Origin of the sequence: Dechloromonas sp. ZS-1, from assembly GCF_039649255.1 — a bacterium.
Taxonomy (GTDB): Bacteria; Pseudomonadota; Gammaproteobacteria; order Burkholderiales; family Rhodocyclaceae; genus Azonexus.
In genome coordinates, this window is the sequence record NZ_JBDIYD010000012.1 from 52357 (window position 1) to 69457 (window position 17101).

The 17101-nt window shown below is 61.3% G+C and carries 14 protein-coding genes; 2 read left to right on the plus strand and 12 right to left on the minus strand.

The window, feature by feature from the left end:
• The 11 genes from AACO21_RS13545 to hda all read right to left on the minus strand — a co-directional run bounded on the left by AACO21_RS13545 (window position 1) and on the right by hda (window position 11399).
• Complete coding sequence (locus AACO21_RS13545) at window positions 1-1344, minus strand: HlyD family type I secretion periplasmic adaptor subunit (protein ID WP_346193059.1); 1344 nt, start codon at window positions 1342-1344, stop codon at window positions 1-3.
• Entirely contained in the window at window positions 1341-3074 is a 1734-nt protein-coding gene (locus AACO21_RS13550) for a type I secretion system permease/ATPase (protein ID WP_346193060.1), read from the minus strand. Before AACO21_RS13550 ends, AACO21_RS13545 begins: the two co-directional genes overlap by 4 nt.
• A 72-nt stretch (window positions 3075-3146) precedes the next feature.
• Window positions 3147-4457, minus strand: a complete 1311-nt coding sequence (locus AACO21_RS13555) for a hypothetical protein (protein ID WP_346193061.1) — start codon at window positions 4455-4457, stop codon at window positions 3147-3149.
• Window positions 4458-4584: 127 nt separating this feature from the next.
• A complete protein-coding gene (gene panC / locus AACO21_RS13560) occupies window positions 4585-5409 on the minus strand; it encodes a pantoate--beta-alanine ligase (protein ID WP_346193062.1) in 825 nt (274 codons plus the stop codon).
• Between the two features lie 60 nt (window positions 5410-5469).
• Window positions 5470-6288, minus strand: coding sequence for a 3-methyl-2-oxobutanoate hydroxymethyltransferase (panB, locus tag AACO21_RS13565; protein WP_346193063.1), 819 nt, complete (start codon window positions 6286-6288; stop codon window positions 5470-5472).
• Window positions 6289-6648, minus strand: coding sequence for a DMT family protein (locus AACO21_RS13570; RefSeq protein ID WP_346193064.1), 360 nt, complete (start codon window positions 6646-6648; stop codon window positions 6289-6291).
• Complete coding sequence (gene folK / locus AACO21_RS13575; protein WP_346193065.1) at window positions 6645-7121, minus strand: 2-amino-4-hydroxy-6-hydroxymethyldihydropteridine diphosphokinase; 477 nt, start codon at window positions 7119-7121, stop codon at window positions 6645-6647. Before folK ends, AACO21_RS13570 begins: the two co-directional genes overlap by 4 nt.
• 1 nt (window position 7122) lies before the next feature.
• Complete coding sequence (gene pcnB, locus AACO21_RS13580) at window positions 7123-8463, minus strand: polynucleotide adenylyltransferase PcnB (RefSeq protein ID WP_346193066.1); 1341 nt, start codon at window positions 8461-8463, stop codon at window positions 7123-7125.
• Between the two features lie 93 nt (window positions 8464-8556).
• On the minus strand, window positions 8557-10077 hold the full coding sequence (locus AACO21_RS13585) for a mechanosensitive ion channel family protein (RefSeq protein ID WP_346193067.1): 1521 nt from the start codon (window positions 10075-10077) through the stop codon (window positions 8557-8559).
• Between the two features lie 3 nt (window positions 10078-10080).
• Complete coding sequence (locus AACO21_RS13590) at window positions 10081-10749, minus strand: HAD family hydrolase (RefSeq protein ID WP_346193068.1); 669 nt, start codon at window positions 10747-10749, stop codon at window positions 10081-10083.
• Window positions 10746-11399 (minus strand): DnaA regulatory inactivator Hda, encoded by a 654-nt coding sequence (hda, locus tag AACO21_RS13595; protein WP_346193069.1) that lies wholly within the window; start codon window positions 11397-11399, stop codon window positions 10746-10748. The genes AACO21_RS13590 and hda overlap by 4 nt, the downstream gene beginning before the upstream one ends.
• Window positions 11400-11572: 173 nt before the next feature.
• Between hda and AACO21_RS13600 the strand changes: the two genes are divergently transcribed.
• On the plus strand, window positions 11573-12586 hold the full coding sequence (locus tag AACO21_RS13600; RefSeq protein ID WP_346193088.1) for an ABC transporter substrate-binding protein: 1014 nt from the start codon (window positions 11573-11575) through the stop codon (window positions 12584-12586).
• Window positions 12576-15719, plus strand: a complete 3144-nt coding sequence (locus AACO21_RS13605; protein ID WP_346193070.1) for a PAS domain S-box protein — start codon at window positions 12576-12578, stop codon at window positions 15717-15719. Before AACO21_RS13600 ends, AACO21_RS13605 begins: the two co-directional genes overlap by 11 nt.
• 56 nt (window positions 15720-15775) lie before the next feature.
• Here AACO21_RS13605 and tyrS read toward each other — a convergent pair whose 3' ends face one another.
• Entirely contained in the window at window positions 15776-17053 is a 1278-nt protein-coding gene (gene tyrS / locus AACO21_RS13610) for a tyrosine--tRNA ligase (protein ID WP_346193071.1), read from the minus strand.
• Window positions 17054-17101: the final 48 nt, after the last annotated feature.

Genomic DNA, 17101 nt, shown 5'->3' on the forward strand with positions numbered 1-17101 from the left:
TTACTCTTCGGTCATGGCCTTTGAAAGTGCATTGCCGAGTGGTTGCAGCAGGTAGGCAAACAGGGTGCGCTCTCCCGTCCGGATCATGACATCAGCAGGTTGTCCGGGTTGAACGCGCAATTGCAGTCGCGCCAGTTGCTGGATTCCGGCTTCATTCAAGGCAATCTGGGTCTTGAAATAAGGCTGGCCGCTGCGTTCATCGATGAGCCGGTCTCCGGCAACAGTCAGGACGCGTCCTGAAATAACCGGGGTGGTTGCAGCCTTGAATCCAGTCAGGCGGATATCTGCCTGCAGATTGGTGTGCACGCTATCGATATCCTGTGGGCTGATGCGGGCTTCAACCAGCAGCGGCGTATCGGCCGGGACAATGTCCATGATCTGGGTGCCCGGCGAAATAACGGCGCCGGGGGCATGTACTTTCAGCCCCAGAATCTGACCCGTACTGGGCGCGCGAATGACCGTCCGGCTGACGCGGTCCTCCAGGCCTCGTTGGCGCTTTTCGAGTTCATCCAGGCGGCGTCGGGTATCAGAAATCGCTTCTGCGACACGGGTTTTGAAATCCGCCTTGCGGTAGTCTATCTGGGCTTGTATTTCCCGTTGCTGCGTTTTCAGATTGGCCATGCTGGCTGAGTTTTCTGCCATCTCTCCCTCAACCTCAGCCAATTGCCGCTCGGTTTGACTGACTTTGTGCCGACTGATGAACTTCCCAGGGAGAAGGCGCTGGAGATCGGCGACTTCGGCGTCCAATGAGCGACGCATACGCTCTTTCGTCGCGTTGATCTCTTGCAGGCCACGAATTTGGGATTCGTTATGCTGCATACGACTGCGCAGGATGCCCAGTTCCCCCTTGAGGCCGTCACGACGGGCTTGAAGCAGTGCTTGTTCATCGTGCTTGAGCGTTTCGATCTGGGGGGACGCTTGGGCGAAGCCGTCGGGGAAGGCTATCTCCGCTTTTCCCGCATATTCAGCCTCAAGCCGGGCCAGGGCCGCACTCAGTGCCAGCACCTGACCTTGTGTCGCCTCCAGTTCGGCTTTGAATTGCGTGTCATCGAGTTCAAGAAGGACCTTGCCCTCGCTGACCAAGTCACCTTCCCGCACCGTGATTTGGCGCACAATGCCGCCCTCAAGATGTTGAACGCCATGGTGCTCGGATTCGATCTTGATGACGCCGGGAGCCACAATGGCGCTGGCCAGGGGGGCCCAGGCGGCCCAGCCCAAGAAGATGACGAAAACCAGGGCGATGACGCCAAGTCCTATACGATGAAGGGCGCCTTCTTCTGCATGGTGCGGGTCTCCTTCCATACCCTTGATCCATTCCCTGAGTGCATGAACGTGCTGTTTCATGAGGCAACCGTCGCTTTCGGGAAGGGGATGCCTGGCGCCGCAGCAACACGTTGTGACGCTTTGTTCAATTCAGCCAGTACCGCATCACGTGGCCCAGCCATGCTTAATGTGTGTTGATCAATGACCAGGAGGCGGTCTACATGAGCCAGTGCTTGCATCTTGTGGGTGATCAGGAATACGGTACTACCGTGATGTTTGAGATGTTGCAGTACCTGGACAAGCGCCTGTTCGCCTTGATGGTCCAGGTTTGAATTCGGTTCATCCAGGACCAGCACCCGAGGCAGGCCATAGACGGCGCGCGCCAAGCCAAGGCGTTGGCGCTGTCCGCCCGAGAGCGTCAAACCATCGTGCCCAATGGGGGTGTCGTATCCGGCAGGCAGGCTCAGGATGAATTCATGCAAGCCGCACAATTGTGCTGCGGCAATGACCTTTTCCGCCCCTTCGTGGCGAAAGCGGGCAATGTTTTCCCGGATTGTTCCGGCAAAAAGCTCTATGTCCTGAGGCAGATAGCCCAGATAGGGCCCCAACTCTGCCTTGTTCCAGGCGTGGATATCCACTCCATCCAGGCGTACGCTGCCTTTTGCGCATGGCCAGATGCCCAGGAGCACGCGGGCCAGAGAGGATTTGCCTGCACCGCTGGGCCCGATGATGCCGGTGATGGTGCCGGCAGCGGTGATGAAGCGAGTGTCATAGAGAACCGGTTGGTCACTGCCTGGCGGGATCACGGCCTCGATATCGACGCGGATTTCACCGCGCGGGGCGGGAAGGGGCATGCTGTTGCCTGTGGGCGGATATTCGTGAAGTACTTGAGTCAGCCGTTGATAGTGGTGGCGCACCGTGATGAATTGTTTCCAGACGCCCAGCAGTTGATCGACGGGGGCCAGCGTGCGGCCCAGCAGGATGGAGGCGGCCACCATCATGCCCGCCGTGATGTGCTGCTCGATGGCCAGATAAGCACCGACTCCCAGAATCAGGGACTGAATCACAATCCGCAAGGTTTTGGAGAGCGCTGCCAGCGCTGTCGCCGGTTGTGCGGCTAGGTTCTGTTCTTGTAAGGCGGTCTGGTTTGCCGCGTACCAGCGTTGTCGCAAGGGGGGGAGCATGCCAAGTGAGGCAATGATTTCCGCGTTGCGAAAGTACTGGGCGGCCATATTGGCTGCGTCTGCATGCCTGTCTTCTGCTCGCGCTTGGTGTTTGGCTGTCAGGCGTTCATTGAGCCAGGTGATGCCGAGTAATAGCAGGGCGCTGGCAAGGCCAATCATGCCCATGACAGGGTGAAAGGCAAACATCACCAGCAGGTAGACTGGGATCCAGGGCGTATCGAGGAAGGCGAAAATGCCGGGGGTGGCCAGAAACTGCCGGATGGCTTTCAAATCCTGCAAGGGTTGGGTGCCGCTCAAGCGTCGCCCGGAGCCGAGTACCTGCCGATATCCAGTCTCGAAGAGGACTTCAGCACAGGCTGTGTCCAGTCGATTGCCAATGCGCCGCAAAAGTTCGCTTCTAGCCCATTCCAGGATGCCCATGGCCGCCATGAACACGAGCATCAGGAGCGTAAGCAGGATCAGGGTGCTGGCATTGGCGCTGGGGATAACCCGGTCGTACACCTGAAGCATGTAGATGGCGGGCACCAGCATGGCCAGGTTGATGAAGAAACTGAAGAGTGCTGCGTTGATGAAGCTGCGCCGACATGCATGGAAGGCGTTGCTGAGCAGAGGGGCGGGCAGGAGCATGGCGGGCCAGATAACAACAAAACACCAATGGGGTGGTCCCCATTGGTGTTTTGTGCGGCAGAGGAAAGTGAATTAAACGAAGTTCTCGAAGCAGGGAATTTGCGTAACTTCGTTTACAAAACCGAGGTTGATGTCAGATTGCGGCTCGGTTGCGGTGAATTTCAGGTCTTCGAAACACCAGGCGCTCATCTTATTGCCGCTGGCGATGTCCGTGATCTTCCATTCCAAGCCAAACCAGGCTTTTTCAACCTTGTAGTCGGCGGCGTTGCCAATCAAGGTCAGCGTGTCGGTACCGCAGCCGCCATCAGCATGGGCACCGTTGGCAAATTTCTTGACGGTCAGTGCATCGTTGCCGATGCCCATCCATACATGCCCATTATTTTGTTTGATATAGACTGCATCGTCGCCGCAGTCGCCGCAGAGGTAACCTTCATTGGCGCCAACCCAGGCCTTGTCGTTACCAGCCCCCAGTGAAACACCGCCAATGCTGCCGTTGACCTGAAGTTTGTCATCGCCCCAGCACAGGCTGGCATATTTGAGATTGCCATTCACGAACACATTATCTTGATCGATGCCCGTCCAGACCCCGCCGGAAACACTGCCATTCACCCAGAGTTTGTTCTGGCCGGATCCCATGTTGGCCCAGCCCAGATCGCCGTAGATCACGGCCCGATCCTGGCCTCCGCCGGTGTAGAAGGCATTGGCATCCCCCTCGACGCGCAGGGCATTGTCGCCTTCACCCAGGCAGGCGTAGCCTTTCAGATCACCCCGGACTTGAACATAGTCACGCTCGTGGCCGCCGGTGATCCAGTTTGCATCCTTGGCGACGCTCAGGCAGTTGTCGCCGCTGCCGAGGTCGGCATAGCTCAAGGTCCCACCGATATGGACTTTATCATTGCCTGCCCCCGCCCAAAGTGTCTGGACATTACCTGTGATGTCGGCATGATCGTTTCCCGATCCCAGAGAGAGGAAGCCGACATTGCCGCCGACGCTGATCATGTCATCCCCACCACCCAGCCAGCCACAGCCCAGGTCGCCCCCGATTTTGACGGTGTCACCACCGGCGTCGCAGACGCCGGCGTTGAGATGGGTCAGGTTGCCCTTGATGTCGAGGCTGTCATTGCCCGCGCCCAAGTTGACCAACCAAGCGTCGCCTCCAATTTTGACTTGATCGTTGCCCGTGCCGCTATAAACCGAACAGACATTCCCTCCAATCGTGATCTGGTCGTTGCCTGCGCCGGTGTCGATGTGATTGGCATGGCCGGTAATGCTCAGGCTGTCGTTACCGCGGCCGAGCCAGACATTCCGGATGTCACCGTCGATCTGGTGGCTGGTGTTTTCTGCCAAATCCCAGATGTCACGCGTGGAATTGGTTGTATTCATGATGACTCCCCAGTAAAAAGCCCAGAGCATGCTGAGCGCAATTGATCTGGGCTGATTCTAGGGGGAAGTCGGTTTTGGGGTTGGTGAACCCGTGAAGTCTTGTAACTTTATGTAATTCGAATGCGGTTCAGATTTCAAGGTTGTCGATCAGGCGCGTCTTTCCGAGCCGGCTTGCCGCAAGGATGACCAGCGGTGTGTCTCTCCCGGTTGCCTCGGCAAGGTTGGCTTGCTCGCGGATGGCGATGTAGTCGGTTTTCCATCCGGCGACGGTCAACGCCTCAACCGCGGCTTTTTCCAAACCGCGAAAATCCGTATTGCCTTTCAGAACGGCCTGGCGCATTTCCTGAAGCAGGCGGAACAGGCGCGGCGCTTCGGCACGTTCCGCATCGGAGAGGTAGCCGTTGCGCGACGAAAGGGCCAGGCCGTCGTCGGCGCGGACGGTCTCGCCGCCGATGATCTCGATGGGGAGGGCCAGTTGGCGGGTCATGTTGCGGATGACCATGAGTTGCTGGTAGTCCTTCTTGCCAAAGACGGCGGCATCGGGCTGAACGCAGTTGAACAGCTTGGTGACGACCGTGGCGACGCCGCGGAAGTGACCCGGGCGGAATTCGCCGTCCAGGATGTTCTGGATGCCCGGCGGTTCGATGACATATTCCTGAGGCTCCGGATAGAGATCGGTCTCCGTCGGGGCAAACAGGACATCCACGCCGGCGGCGACCAGTTTGTCGCAATCAGCCTGGAAGGTGCGCGGGTATTTGTCGAAATCCTCGTTCGGGCCGAACTGGAGGCGATTGACGAAGATCGAGGCAACCACGGTGTCGCCATGGGCGCGGGCTTGTTCCATCAGGCTGATGTGGCCGGCATGCAGGTTGCCCATGGTCGGGACAAAAACGATGCGGCCGCGCGCCTTGAGCGCTGCACGCAAATCGGGAATGGCGGAATGAATGAGCATTGAGGCTGTCCTTGCGGGGAATGGCCGGGTCTTTGCCCGGCTCCATGATCTGACGAGAGGTCAGGCGGCGTAGGTGTGTTCCGGGCCGGGGTAGGTGGCGCTCTTGACCGCTGCGACGGCACGGCAGGCCGCGTCATGTAGGGAGGTGGCGCCTTCCATGAAGTTCTTGACGAATTTGGCTTTCTTGCCGGGCGGGATGTCGAAGGCGTCATGCACGACCATGACCTGGCCCGAGCAGTCCTTGCCGGCGCCGATGCCGATGGTGATGATGGCCAGTTGCGCGGTCACTTCTGCAGCCAGTACCGCCGGGATGGCTTCGAGCACGATCATCGTGGCGCCTGCGTCCTGCAGGGCCTGGGCGTCGGCCTTGAGGCGCAGTGCGGCGGCTTCGCCTTTGCCTTGCACCTTGTAGCCGCCCAGCACGTGTACGGATTGCGGCGTCAGGCCTACGTGGCCGCAGACCGGGATGCCGCGCTGAACGAGGAAGCGGACGGTATCCGCCATTTCCTGGCCGCCTTCGAGCTTGACCATCTGGGCACCCGCGGCCATCAGGGCAGCGGCGTTGCGGAAAGCCTGTTCCGGCGATTCCTGATAGCTGCCGAAAGGCATGTCGGCGATGATGAAGGGACGGCCGGAGCCGCGCTTGACGGCTGCCGTGTGGTAGGCGATGTCCGCCACCGTCACCGGCAGGGTGGTGTCATGGCCTTGAATGACATTGCCCAGCGAATCGCCGATGAGCAGACATTCGACGCCGGCGCCGTCGAGCAGACGAGCAAAGCTGGCATCGTAGGCGGTAAACATGACGATCTTTTCGCCAGCGGCGTAGAGCTTGGCAAGATCGGCCTGGGTCAGGCGGCGGGTGGCAACTTGAGCAGACATTTACGTCCTGAACACGAAATAAACGGCGCCTAGGATACACAGAGCAGCCCACAGGTAGTCAAGTTTGAGTGGCTGGTTCATGTAGAAGACGACGAACGGGATGAAGACGGCCAGCGTGATGACTTCCTGCAGGATTTTCAGCTGGGCCAGGGAGAGCTCCTGGTGGCCGATCCGGTTGGCCGGCACCTGGAGCAGGTATTCAAAGAGGGCAATGCCCCAGGAAATCAGGGCGGCGATCCACCAGGGGCGGTCGTTGAGGTGCTTCAGATGACTGTACCAGGCGAAGGTCATGAAGACATTCGACAGGGTGAGGAGCCCGATGGTCTGCCAGAGCACCGGGATGCCCGCAAGGCTGGTCATAGCCGGACAATGCCCTGATTGGCAACGGCCGGTAACCAGGCAGCGAGGCTGCCGCGGCCGGGAATGCGTAGATCGGGACCGATATCGGCCAGCGGATAGAGCACAAAGGCGCGCAGGTGCAGACGCGGATGCGGCAAGATCAGGCGCGGCGTGTCGAGGACCTGGTCATCGTAGAGCAGGACATCGAGGTCCAGCGTACGTGGTCCATTGCGCAAGGCGCGGATGCGACCGAAATCCTGTTCGATGGCCAGCAGGGCATCGAGCAGGGCCTCCGGTGCCAGTGCAGTCTCGATGCGGGCTGCAGCATTGATGAATTCCGGCTGATCCTCGATCCCGACCGGTGCCGTCCGGTAGAGCGCGGAACGCGCCGTCAGCGCGCTCTGGGGCAAGGCTTCGAGCGCCGTGAAGGCGGCGTTCACGGTGGCCACCGGGTCGCCCAGATTGGCGCCCAGTGCGATGTAGGCGGTAGCCATCTTATTCGCTGCGGTCGACGCTGTCGGAAGCCGGTTTTTTCTTGCGGCGGCGGCGTTTCTTCTTGTCGGCAGCCTGTTCCGGCAGCAGCATGGCGGCGCGTTGCTCGCCATCGACGTGCTGGAAGCGCGTCCACCAGTCGGCCACATCCATCTCGATTTCGCCAGCCTGCGCGCGCAGGACCAGGAAGTCGTAACCGGCCCGGAAGCGCGGCTGTTCAAGCAGGGCATAGGGGCGCTTGCCGGTGCGTTGTTCGAAACGCGGTTGCAGGGCCCAGATTTCCTTGATGTCGCCGACGATACGGCGTGTGATGGCGAGCTTTTCGCCTTGCACGTCGAGCACGCGGTCCATGGCCTGATACAGCGCCGGAATCTTGGCTTCGCCCGCATGCATCTGTTTTTCCCAGGCAGCCAGCACTTCGTGCCAGAGCAGGGTGGCGAACAGGAAGCCGGGCGAGGAGCCCTTGCCGCGCCGAATGCGCTCGTCGGTATTGGCCAGCGAGAGCATGACGAATTTTTCGCCCATCGGCTGCTCGAGGATGACGTCGAGCAGCGGCAGCAGGCCGTGATGCAGACCTTCGCCGCGCAACTGCGTGATGCACTTCACGGCATGGCCGGAGGTGAGCAGCTTGAGCATCTCGTCAAACAGGCGGGCCGGCGGCACGTTTTCGAGCAGGGAAGCCATTTCACGGATCGGCTTCTTGGCCTCCGGGTCGATCGACAAACCCAGTTTGGCGGCCAAGCGGACGGCGCGCAGCATGCGGACCGGATCTTCACGGTAGCGATTGCGCGGCTCGCCGATCATGCGCAGGGTTTTCTGCTTGAGGTCAGCCACGCCGTGGTGATAGTCGATGACGGTTTCGGTGGCCGGATCGTAATACAGGGCGTTGGCCGTGAAATCGCGACGGGCGGCGTCTTCAGCCTGGGTGCCGAAGACGTTGTCGTGCAGGACGCGACCGTGTTCGTCTTTTTTGGTGTTCGCATCGAGTTCGCCACGGAAGGTGGTGACCTCGATCGTTTCGGCCCCCATCATCACATGCACGATCTGGAAGCGTCGCCCGATGATGCGGGCGCGGCGGAACGCGGCGCGCACTTCTTCCGGCGTGGCGTCGGTGGCGACGTCAAAATCCTTGGGGTCGGCCCCGATCAGCAGATCGCGCACGGCGCCGCCGACGACAAAAGCCTTGAAGCCTTTGGCCTGCAGCGTTTCGCAAACACGGCGGCTGCCACTGCTCAGGCGGTCGCGGGTGATGCCGTGGTTGGAGACGGGGATGACGGCCGGTTCGTGCCGGCTGGCGGAGGGCTTTTTGCCCTTGAAGACGCGGGAGATAAGTTTGCGGATCACGACGAGTGGGTCATCAGGCGCATGTTGCGCTGCAGAAAACGCCGGATTTTACCGGAAGCGGGTGATTTTTCACGCTTTTTTCCGTTTTTGAAGTTATGAAAGGCCGAAGAATTCACGGATGCGCAGGCCAATGGCCGCACTGCCGGGCGGCTTTTGCGCCTCAACATCCTGTTCTTCGAAGTAACTGCGCTCCAGTTCGGCAAAACGCTGCAGGCGCTGGACAAGAATCGTGGAGACAGTATCAGCGAATTCCGGCCGCTGTTCGAGAATGTGCTGCAGGGCGGCTTTGTCCAGGCGATACGCTTGGACGTCACAGGTGGCAATCACGGTGGCGCGTCGCGGTGCGCCGGTCATCAGGCCGATTTCACCAAAGACACTGCCGGGGCCCCGTTTTTCGAGCAGGCGGCGCGGCCCGGTCGGGGGCTGCCACCAGGCTTCGGCCTCGCCCTCGACCATGATGTAGAGCCAGTGTGCGACAGCGCCTTGGCGGGTGATGATGTCGCCGGTGGCAAAGGGCGCATGGACCAGCCGGGAGGCCAGATATTCCTTCTCCGAGTCGGACAGGCGTGCGAAGAGCTCCATGGAGGCAATCGCCTTGAGTCGCCGCTGCATTTCGCGTTGCTGGACTTCTGCCTTGTGGGCAGCAGTTTCTTCGACCAGATGGATGGTGTGGTCATCGGTCGCCAGGCGGATGCCGTTGCGCTGCAGCGTGGCCAGAATGTGGGTGCGGACCGCAGAGTCGGTGGGGTCGTCCAGGCGGGGATCGGTCAGCCAGTAACGCAGGGCGTAATGGGCGTAGCCCGGGCCGAAGTCGAGCAGCACGCAATTGGGGGCGGGAAAGACCGCAACCTGGGGAATGCTGGCAGCGGCCAGGTCCGCCTCGATCAACTGGATGATGCGCCCGGGCGGGGTGGAAAAATCGATATTGAAGCTGATGCTGCGCCGCCAGGTCGGATTGGCCTGGTGCTTGTCGCAGAGCACGTAATAGCGCCCCTTCATCAACTGGCTGTTGGGGACGACGACGCGTTCGCCATTGCGTGTCAGCAGGGCGGTGTAGCGCCATTGGATGTCGGTGACCTGGCCAGACAGGTCGTCGATGCGGATCCAGTCACCGATTTCGAGCGAGTTGTCCATCTGCAGCGCAAGGCCGCCAAGCAGATTGCCGAGGGTGTCCTGCATGGCAAAGGCCAGGACGGCGGTAATCACGGCCGAGGTGGTGACCAGGTGCGCGAGATCGACGCCTGCCAGGTTCAGCCTGAAGAATCCCCAGCCGATGTAGGCGATGATGACGAGGATGTCGGCCAGGATGCCCGAGATCTGAATTCGTATCCGGGGCAGCAGGAGATTGAAAAAGGCCAGGCCGAGAAAGCGCAGGACGGCCAAGCCCTCGCCAAAGACCGCCAGTTGGCGCAGCCAGAGACCGGCTGCGCGCGACAGCGTCCCGCTGGAGAGTTGGCTGGCGAGCAGGTCGCCGATCAGGCAGGCGACGAAAAAAACCGCTGTGTTGGTGATCGAGCGTTGCATCGCCTTGAGCGGACGCAAGGCGATGAACAGGATCAGGACGGCGAGGATCGCGTAGGGGGCTTCCGGGCTGAGGAAGGGAATGCGCAGCATGAATCAGCGCAGGCTGATCACCGGCCAGCCGGCTGTCTCTGCGTGGCGACGCAGGGTGTCGTCCGGATCGACGGCGATGGGCGTTTTGACCTTCTGCATCAGGGGCAGATCGTTATGTGAGTCGCTGTAGAAGTAGCTGTTATCAAATGCGCCCCACCAGAGGCCGAGGGATTCCAGCCATTGTTCGACGCGGACGATCTTGCCGGCCTGGAAGGAAGGCGTCCCGGTCGGTTTGCCGGAAAATGCCCCGCTGGCGACGTCGACCGCCGGAATGGCGCCGATCAGGTGGGGAATGCCGAATTCGCGGGCAATCGGGCCGGTCACGAAGCTGTTGGTGGCGGTGACGATGGCGCACAGGTCGCCTGCGGCCAGATGTTCGAGGACCAGCGTACGGGCCTTGATGCTCATGATCGGGCGGATGTGGCGTTCCATGTACTCCCGGTGCCAGGCATCGAGTTCGGCGCGCGGATGGCGGGTCAGGGGCATCAGTTGGAAGGCCAGAAATTCCTGGATGTCGAGCGTGCCAGCCTTGTATTGCTCGTAGAACGCGACATTCTTGGCTTCCTGGATTTCGCGATCGACCACCCCTTTGGAAATCAGGAACTGCGCCCATTCAAAATCGGAGTCGCCGGCCAGCAGGGTGTGATCGAGGTCAAACAGCGCGAGGTTCATACAGGGGTGTCCATGTTAAGCAGCTCGCGCACGAGCGGCAGGGTAACGGGCCGCTTTTGTTCAAGCGTGTATTGATCCAGCGCCACGACCAGCATGGACAGCGTACGCATGTCGCGGGCGGCGTGACGGAGGAGGTAATTGATGACGTCGGGCGACAGCTTCAGCGCACGTTCGCGCGCCTGGGCTGCGATGGCTTCGGCCTTTTCCGCATCGGTCAGCGGTTGCAGGCGGTAGATCAGGCCGGAGCCGAGGCGGGTGCGCAGGTCTTCACGCAGGCCAAGGTGGGCTGGTGGCTGGCTGGCGGCGGTCAACAGCCTGGAATCGGTCGATTTCAGCTGATTGAACAGGGCAAACAGGGCAACCTGGCCGGTCTCGTCGAGTGACTCGACATTGTCGATGGCCAGCGGCACATCGGCGGTCACCCCTTGCAGGCTGGGCAACAGGGCGGCATCGACGTAGTGAAAGCCGCTGGCCTGGAGCAGGTGGGAGCGGCCGCAGCCGGATTCGCCATACAGGCAGAAGGCGGTTGCATCATGCAAGCCGGCCAGCCATTCGGTCAGTGCGGCCATGGCCTCCGCATTGCTGCCCGCGACGAAATTGTCGAGCGTGGGCGGCGTTTCCGGCAGGAGGTCGAGAATCAACTGGCGCATGGGAGGGAAGAAAAAAACCGGAAGCGGATTCTAGCATTTCCTGCTTGCCGCGCCCTCGAAATCACTGACCCGGCAGCGCCTGGAAAAGGTATGATCATGTCGTGAATTCGACATGGTTCCGGAGGGTAGTGCCGATGCGCTTTCATCCATCGAGAAGCTTGTTTTTGCTGGGAATGCTTGCCTGTTGCCTGAGCTTCTTCGGAGCAGCGTTTGCGCAAGTGGCCAAAGCCGGCGTCAGCGTGGGTATTCAGCCGCTCGGCGTCCCCTCCGGCGTCATCAGTGCCGTGATGCAGCGTGACCGGGTCTTGCAGCGTGCCCTGCAAGCAAGTGGCGGCGTGCGTTTCGTCCCGTTTGCCAAAGGGGCCGATATCGTGCCCAAGCTGGCCGAACATCAGGTGCAGGTGGGCCTGCTTGGCGACATGCCGACCTTGCTGGCCACGGTGAATCGCCAGGGCGTGATCGTCGGCCTGATCAAACAGACCTCGACGGCCATCGTGGCGCGTGGCGTGGTTCAGCTCAGCGATCTGGCCGGCAAGCGGATTGGCTATGTGCCGATGTCGAGCGCCCACCATACCTTGCTGCAGGGCCTCCGCTCGGCCGGCTTGCGTGAAGATCAGGTGCGTCTGGTCGCGCTGCCGGTCAATGATTTGCCGGACGCGCTGGCGCGCGGCGAACTCGATGCCTTCGCGGCGTGGGAGCCGGGGCCGGCGCTGGCGCTGGCGGTCGACCGTCGGAACCGGGTCGTTTTCCGGGGGCGGACCAGCGATTATCTGGTGCTCGACAGGGCCTTTGTCGAGTCGTCGCCGGAGGCTGCGTTGCAGGTCGTGGCGGCGTTTGCCCGGGCCATCGAGTGGATGCGGCGCTCCCAGGTCAATCTCAATCAGGCTGTGCAATGGCTGAAGCAGGATGTGCAGGCCTATGTCGGGAAGCCCTTGAGCCTACCGGATGAGCAGATCGCCCGGATCACCCGGCAGGATATCCTTGATGTCCCTGCCGCGCCGGTCATCCCGGGGCGCTTGACCAATCCGCCGCTGCATGGCGAGTTCGATTTCCTGCGCAGCATGGGCAAATTGCCGCCGAATGCCAGCTGGGATGCCGTGATGGCCGCATTCCAGTATGACGGTCTGGCGACCGTGCTGGCGCAGGCGCGTCGATACAACCTGTCTGCTTTCGATTATGCCGACTGAGCGCCGTAATATCGCCTCCTTTTCCTCCCAGATCGGGCGCTATTTTGCCCTGATCTTCGTTCTGGCGATTGGGGCGATTTTGTCCGGCTGGTATCTTGGCGTGCCGTGGCTGGGCTTGCGGGGCGAGGTTCAGCGTAATCTCGGGACGGCCATTGCCTTGCTGGAACAGGGCGCCGCTTTCCAGCAGGGCCAGTTGTTGTCACGCTTGCAGGAGCGCCGGGGGGATATGCTCATCCTGGCGGAAAACAGGGTGATTGCCCGGATGATGGAGCAGAAGCGTTTTCCGCTCGAGGACATTGACCGGGTGCTGGAGCGTTTGATGCGTGCCTATCCCGATCACTACCAATCGGTTCAGCTGCTGGAGCCGGGCGGGCGTATCGTGGGCTCGGTTGAGCGTTCCCGTCTGGGCGAGGCTTTCGCTTATCCGGAATTGCTGACGGTGCTGCGGGAACCTGGTGTGCATGAACTGATCCAGTTGTTGCCGAGCGGTCGTGGCGATGCGAGCCTGTTGATCTTGCGTCAGATCATGGCGCCGGATGCGGAGGGCTACCCGAATGGCAAACTGGTCGGCATTTTGGTGGCCTTCCTCAAACAGGATGCCCTGATTCCCGATGCCGGCATGGCTGAGCGCCACACCATCCTGGCTGATAATGCGGGCCGCATTTTGCTCAATACGCTCGGAAACGACGAGATTGCCAATCAGTTGCTGGCCTTGAGCAACGGTGTGGAAGGCAATTTGTCGCCCACGGTACCGACGTTGGGTGAGGTGTTGGCAACCTACCGGTATGTGCCGATCAATGCGGCGGATGGCTTGCGTCTCGTGCATTTTCAGCGGCGGGCGGTCGCCATGGCGGATCTGAGCGAAGCGCGCGATGCCTTGTTGTGGTTCGGGGCCGGCCTCTTGTTATTGGGTTTGTTGCTGGTTTGGGGGGCCGCCCGCCGCTTGACGCGGCCATTGGGCGACCTGGCTTCGGCGGTTGCAAGCGTGGGGGCGGGCGAGCGGGAGCGCCAGGTGGATGTGGCCGGGAGCAACTGCCGTGAAATGGCGCTGCTGGGCGATGCGTTCAATCAGATGGTCCGTCGTGTCGGCGATGCGCAAGCGCAACTGGAGTCGACCGTGCAAGAGCGGACGCAGGCGCTGGATCGCGAACGCCGTTTCCTGAAAGCGGTGGTTGAAACCGTGCCGGCCATGATCTGGCTGAAAAACCCGGAAGGCATCTACCTGGCGTGCAATCCGGAGTTCGAGCGCTTCTTCGGTGCGCGCGAGCAGGAAATCCTGGGCAAGACGGATTACGACTTCGTGCCGCGCGAACTGGCGGATTTCTTCCGCGAAAACGATCGGCGCGCCATCGCCAAGGGCGGGCCCTCGGTCAACGAAGAATGGGTCACGTATGCGACGGACGGGCGGCGTGTTTTGCTGGAAACGACCAAGACGCCGATGTTTGGTCAGGATGGTGCCTTGCTCGGTGTCCTGGGGGTTGGGTACGACATCACGGAACGCACGGCCGCTCAGGCTGCCTTGCGGGAGCGCGAGGCACGGTTCCAGGCCTATTTCCATAACGCGATCGTCGGTTTGGCCATCACCAGCCCGGAAAAGGGCTGGCTGGAGGTCAATGAGGCCTTGTGTGCCTCGTTCGGCTATGAGCGCGAGACATTGACGCGGATGACCTGGGCGGAACTGACGCATCCGGATGACCTGCATCTGGATGTCGCGCAGTTCAATCGCCTGCTTGCCGGCGAAGTCGATGGTTACGCGATGGACAAACGGTTTTTGCATGCCGACGGGCATGTCGTGGACACCCGCCTGGCCGTCAGCGCGGTGCGGAAAACCGACGGCAGTGTCGATTACTGCGTGGCGCTGGTGGAGGATATTTCCGAACGCAAACGCGCCGAACGTGCCTTGCTCGACTATCAGCAGAACCTGGTGTCGATGGTGGAGGCGCGGACGCGCGATCTGGCAGAAGCCAAGGCAGTGGCCGAGGCGGCCAGCCGGGCCAAGAGTACCTTCCTGGCTAATATGAGCCATGAACTGCGTACGCCGATGAATGGCGTGCTCGGCATGATCGCGCTGGCCCGGGGGCGGATGGAAGACGCCAAGGGGCTGGATCAGCTCGATAAAGCCAAAGCTTCCGCCGAGCATCTGCTGTCCATCCTGAACGATATTCTCGACCTCTCCAAAATCGAGGCCGAGCGGATGGTGCTGGAGCATATTCCGCTCCGTCTGGCGACGGTAGTCGGCAATGTGGACTCCCTGCTTTCCGGGCGGGCGCAGGAAAAAGGCCTGCAGCTGCATGTGGATCTGCCCTGGGAGCTGGGCCGCATGCCCTTGCTGGGCGACCCGCTGCGGCTGGGCCAGGTGCTGACCAATCTGGTGGGCAATGCGATCAAGTTCAGCCGGGATGGCGCGATCTGGATTCGGGCAGCCCGTGAGCCGGGCGGCGGGGCTGGGGTGCGTGTTCGTTTCGAAGTGGAAGATCACGGCATCGGGATGTCCGAGGCCGAGCAGGCGCGCTTGTTTGCCCCGTTTGTTCAGGCCGATGCTTCGATGACCCGGAAATATGGCGGATCGGGCCTGGGGCTGGCCATCTGCAAGCGGTTGGTCGAACTGATGCACGGCGAGATCGGCGTCTTCAGCGTGCCGGGGCAGGGTAGCCGGTTCTGGTTTACGGCGTGTTTTGCCCTGGGTGAGAGCGACCAGCCTGCGGCAGAACGGACTCGGCTCGAGCAGAGTGCGGAACACACGCTGCGTACACAGCATGCCGGCAAAACCGTTTTGCTGGCCGAAGATGAGCCGGTCAATCAGGAAGTGATGCTGGCGGCGCTGGAGATGGTGGGCTTGAATGGGGTGCTGGCAGAGGATGGGCGTCAGGCCGTCAGCCTGGCGCAGCAGCAAGCCTTCGATCTGGTTCTGATGGACATGCAGATGCCGAATCTGAATGGCCTGGATGCCACCCGTGAAATCCGGCGCGCGTCATTGAACACCGATACGCCGATTTTGGCGCTGACGGCCAATGCGTTCGAGCAGGATCGTCTGGCCTGCTTTGAGGCCGGGATGAATGATCACATCACGAAGCCGGTGGATCTGCCGCACCTTTTCCAGGTGTTGCTGCATTTCCTCAATGCGCGCCCCTGAAATGAAACAGCCCGTGCTGCACGGGCTGTCTTTGAAGGGCGTCGTGTCTTTGGGCGTTAGGCCTGCCAGCTGACCAGACCGTAGTTTTTCTTGCCGCGACGCAGGATGGTGAACCGGCCGAACAGGCGGTCGTCGCCAACGATCTGGTGATCGATCGCGTCAACCTTGTTGCCGTTGATGGCGACGCTGCCGCCCTGAATGAAGGTGCGGGCTTCCGACTTGGATTTGGCCAGGCCGGCAGCAACCAGCGCGTCGATCAGGCCAGCGTTGGCGCTGTCGAGCTGGATGCCGGGCATGCCGTCCTGGGCCAGCTGCTCCAGATCGGTTTCCGTGAGGTCGGCGAGTTGGCCGGAGAACAGGCTTTCGGTGATGCGGCGGGCGGCCATCAGCGCGACTTCGCCATGCACCAGGCGAGTCGCTTCCTCGGCCAGGATGCGCTGGGCTTCCGGCTTGCCGCCGCTGGCCTTGTCGGCGGCTTCGATCTCGTTGATACGGTCGACCGGCAGGAAAGTGAAGAATTTGAGGAACTTGTACACGTCGGCATCGGCCGTGTTCAGCCAGAACTGGTAGAAAGCGTACGGCGAGGTCTTCTTCGGGTCGAGCCAGACGGCGCCGGATTCGGTCTTGCCGAATTTGGTGCCGTCGGCTTTGGTGATCAGCGGCACGGTCATGCCGTAGGCCTGGGTCTGATGCAGGCGACGCGTCAGGTCGGTGCCGGCGGTGATGTTGCCCCACTGGTCGGAACCGCCAACCTGGATCTTGCAGCCGTGGCGCTTGTACAACTCGGCAAAGTCGTAGCCCTGGAGCAGGCTGTAGGAAAACTCGGTGTAGGAAATGCCCTGGTCTTCGCGCTGGATGCGCTGCTGCACCGATTCCTTCTTGATCATCGCATTGACCGAGAAGTGCTTGCCGATGTCGCGCAGGAATTCCAGGCAGTTCATGCCGCTGAACCAGTCGTAGTTGTTGGCCATGATCGCCGCGTTGTCGCCCTCGAACTTGAGGAAGGGCTTGACCTGATCACGGATCTTGCCAACCCAGCTGGCGATCACGTCCGGCGTGTTCAGCTTGCGCTCGGTGGCCTTGAAGCTGGGGTCGCCGATCATGCCGGTGGCACCGCCCACCAGGGCGATCGGGGTATGACCGGCATCCTGGAAACGCTTGAGGATCAGCACCGGCACCAAATGGCCGAGGTGCAGGCTGTCGGCGGTCGGGTCGAAGCCGCAATACAGCGTCACCTTCTCCTCGGTCAGCATCTGGTCGAGCGTTTCCGCATCGGTGAGCTGGGCGATCAGGCCGCGATCCTGCAGGTCCTGAAGGAGGGGGGACTTGTACATTGCGTTTTCTCCAGAGAACGGGGCGGCGACCAAGTGCCGACGCCGGAA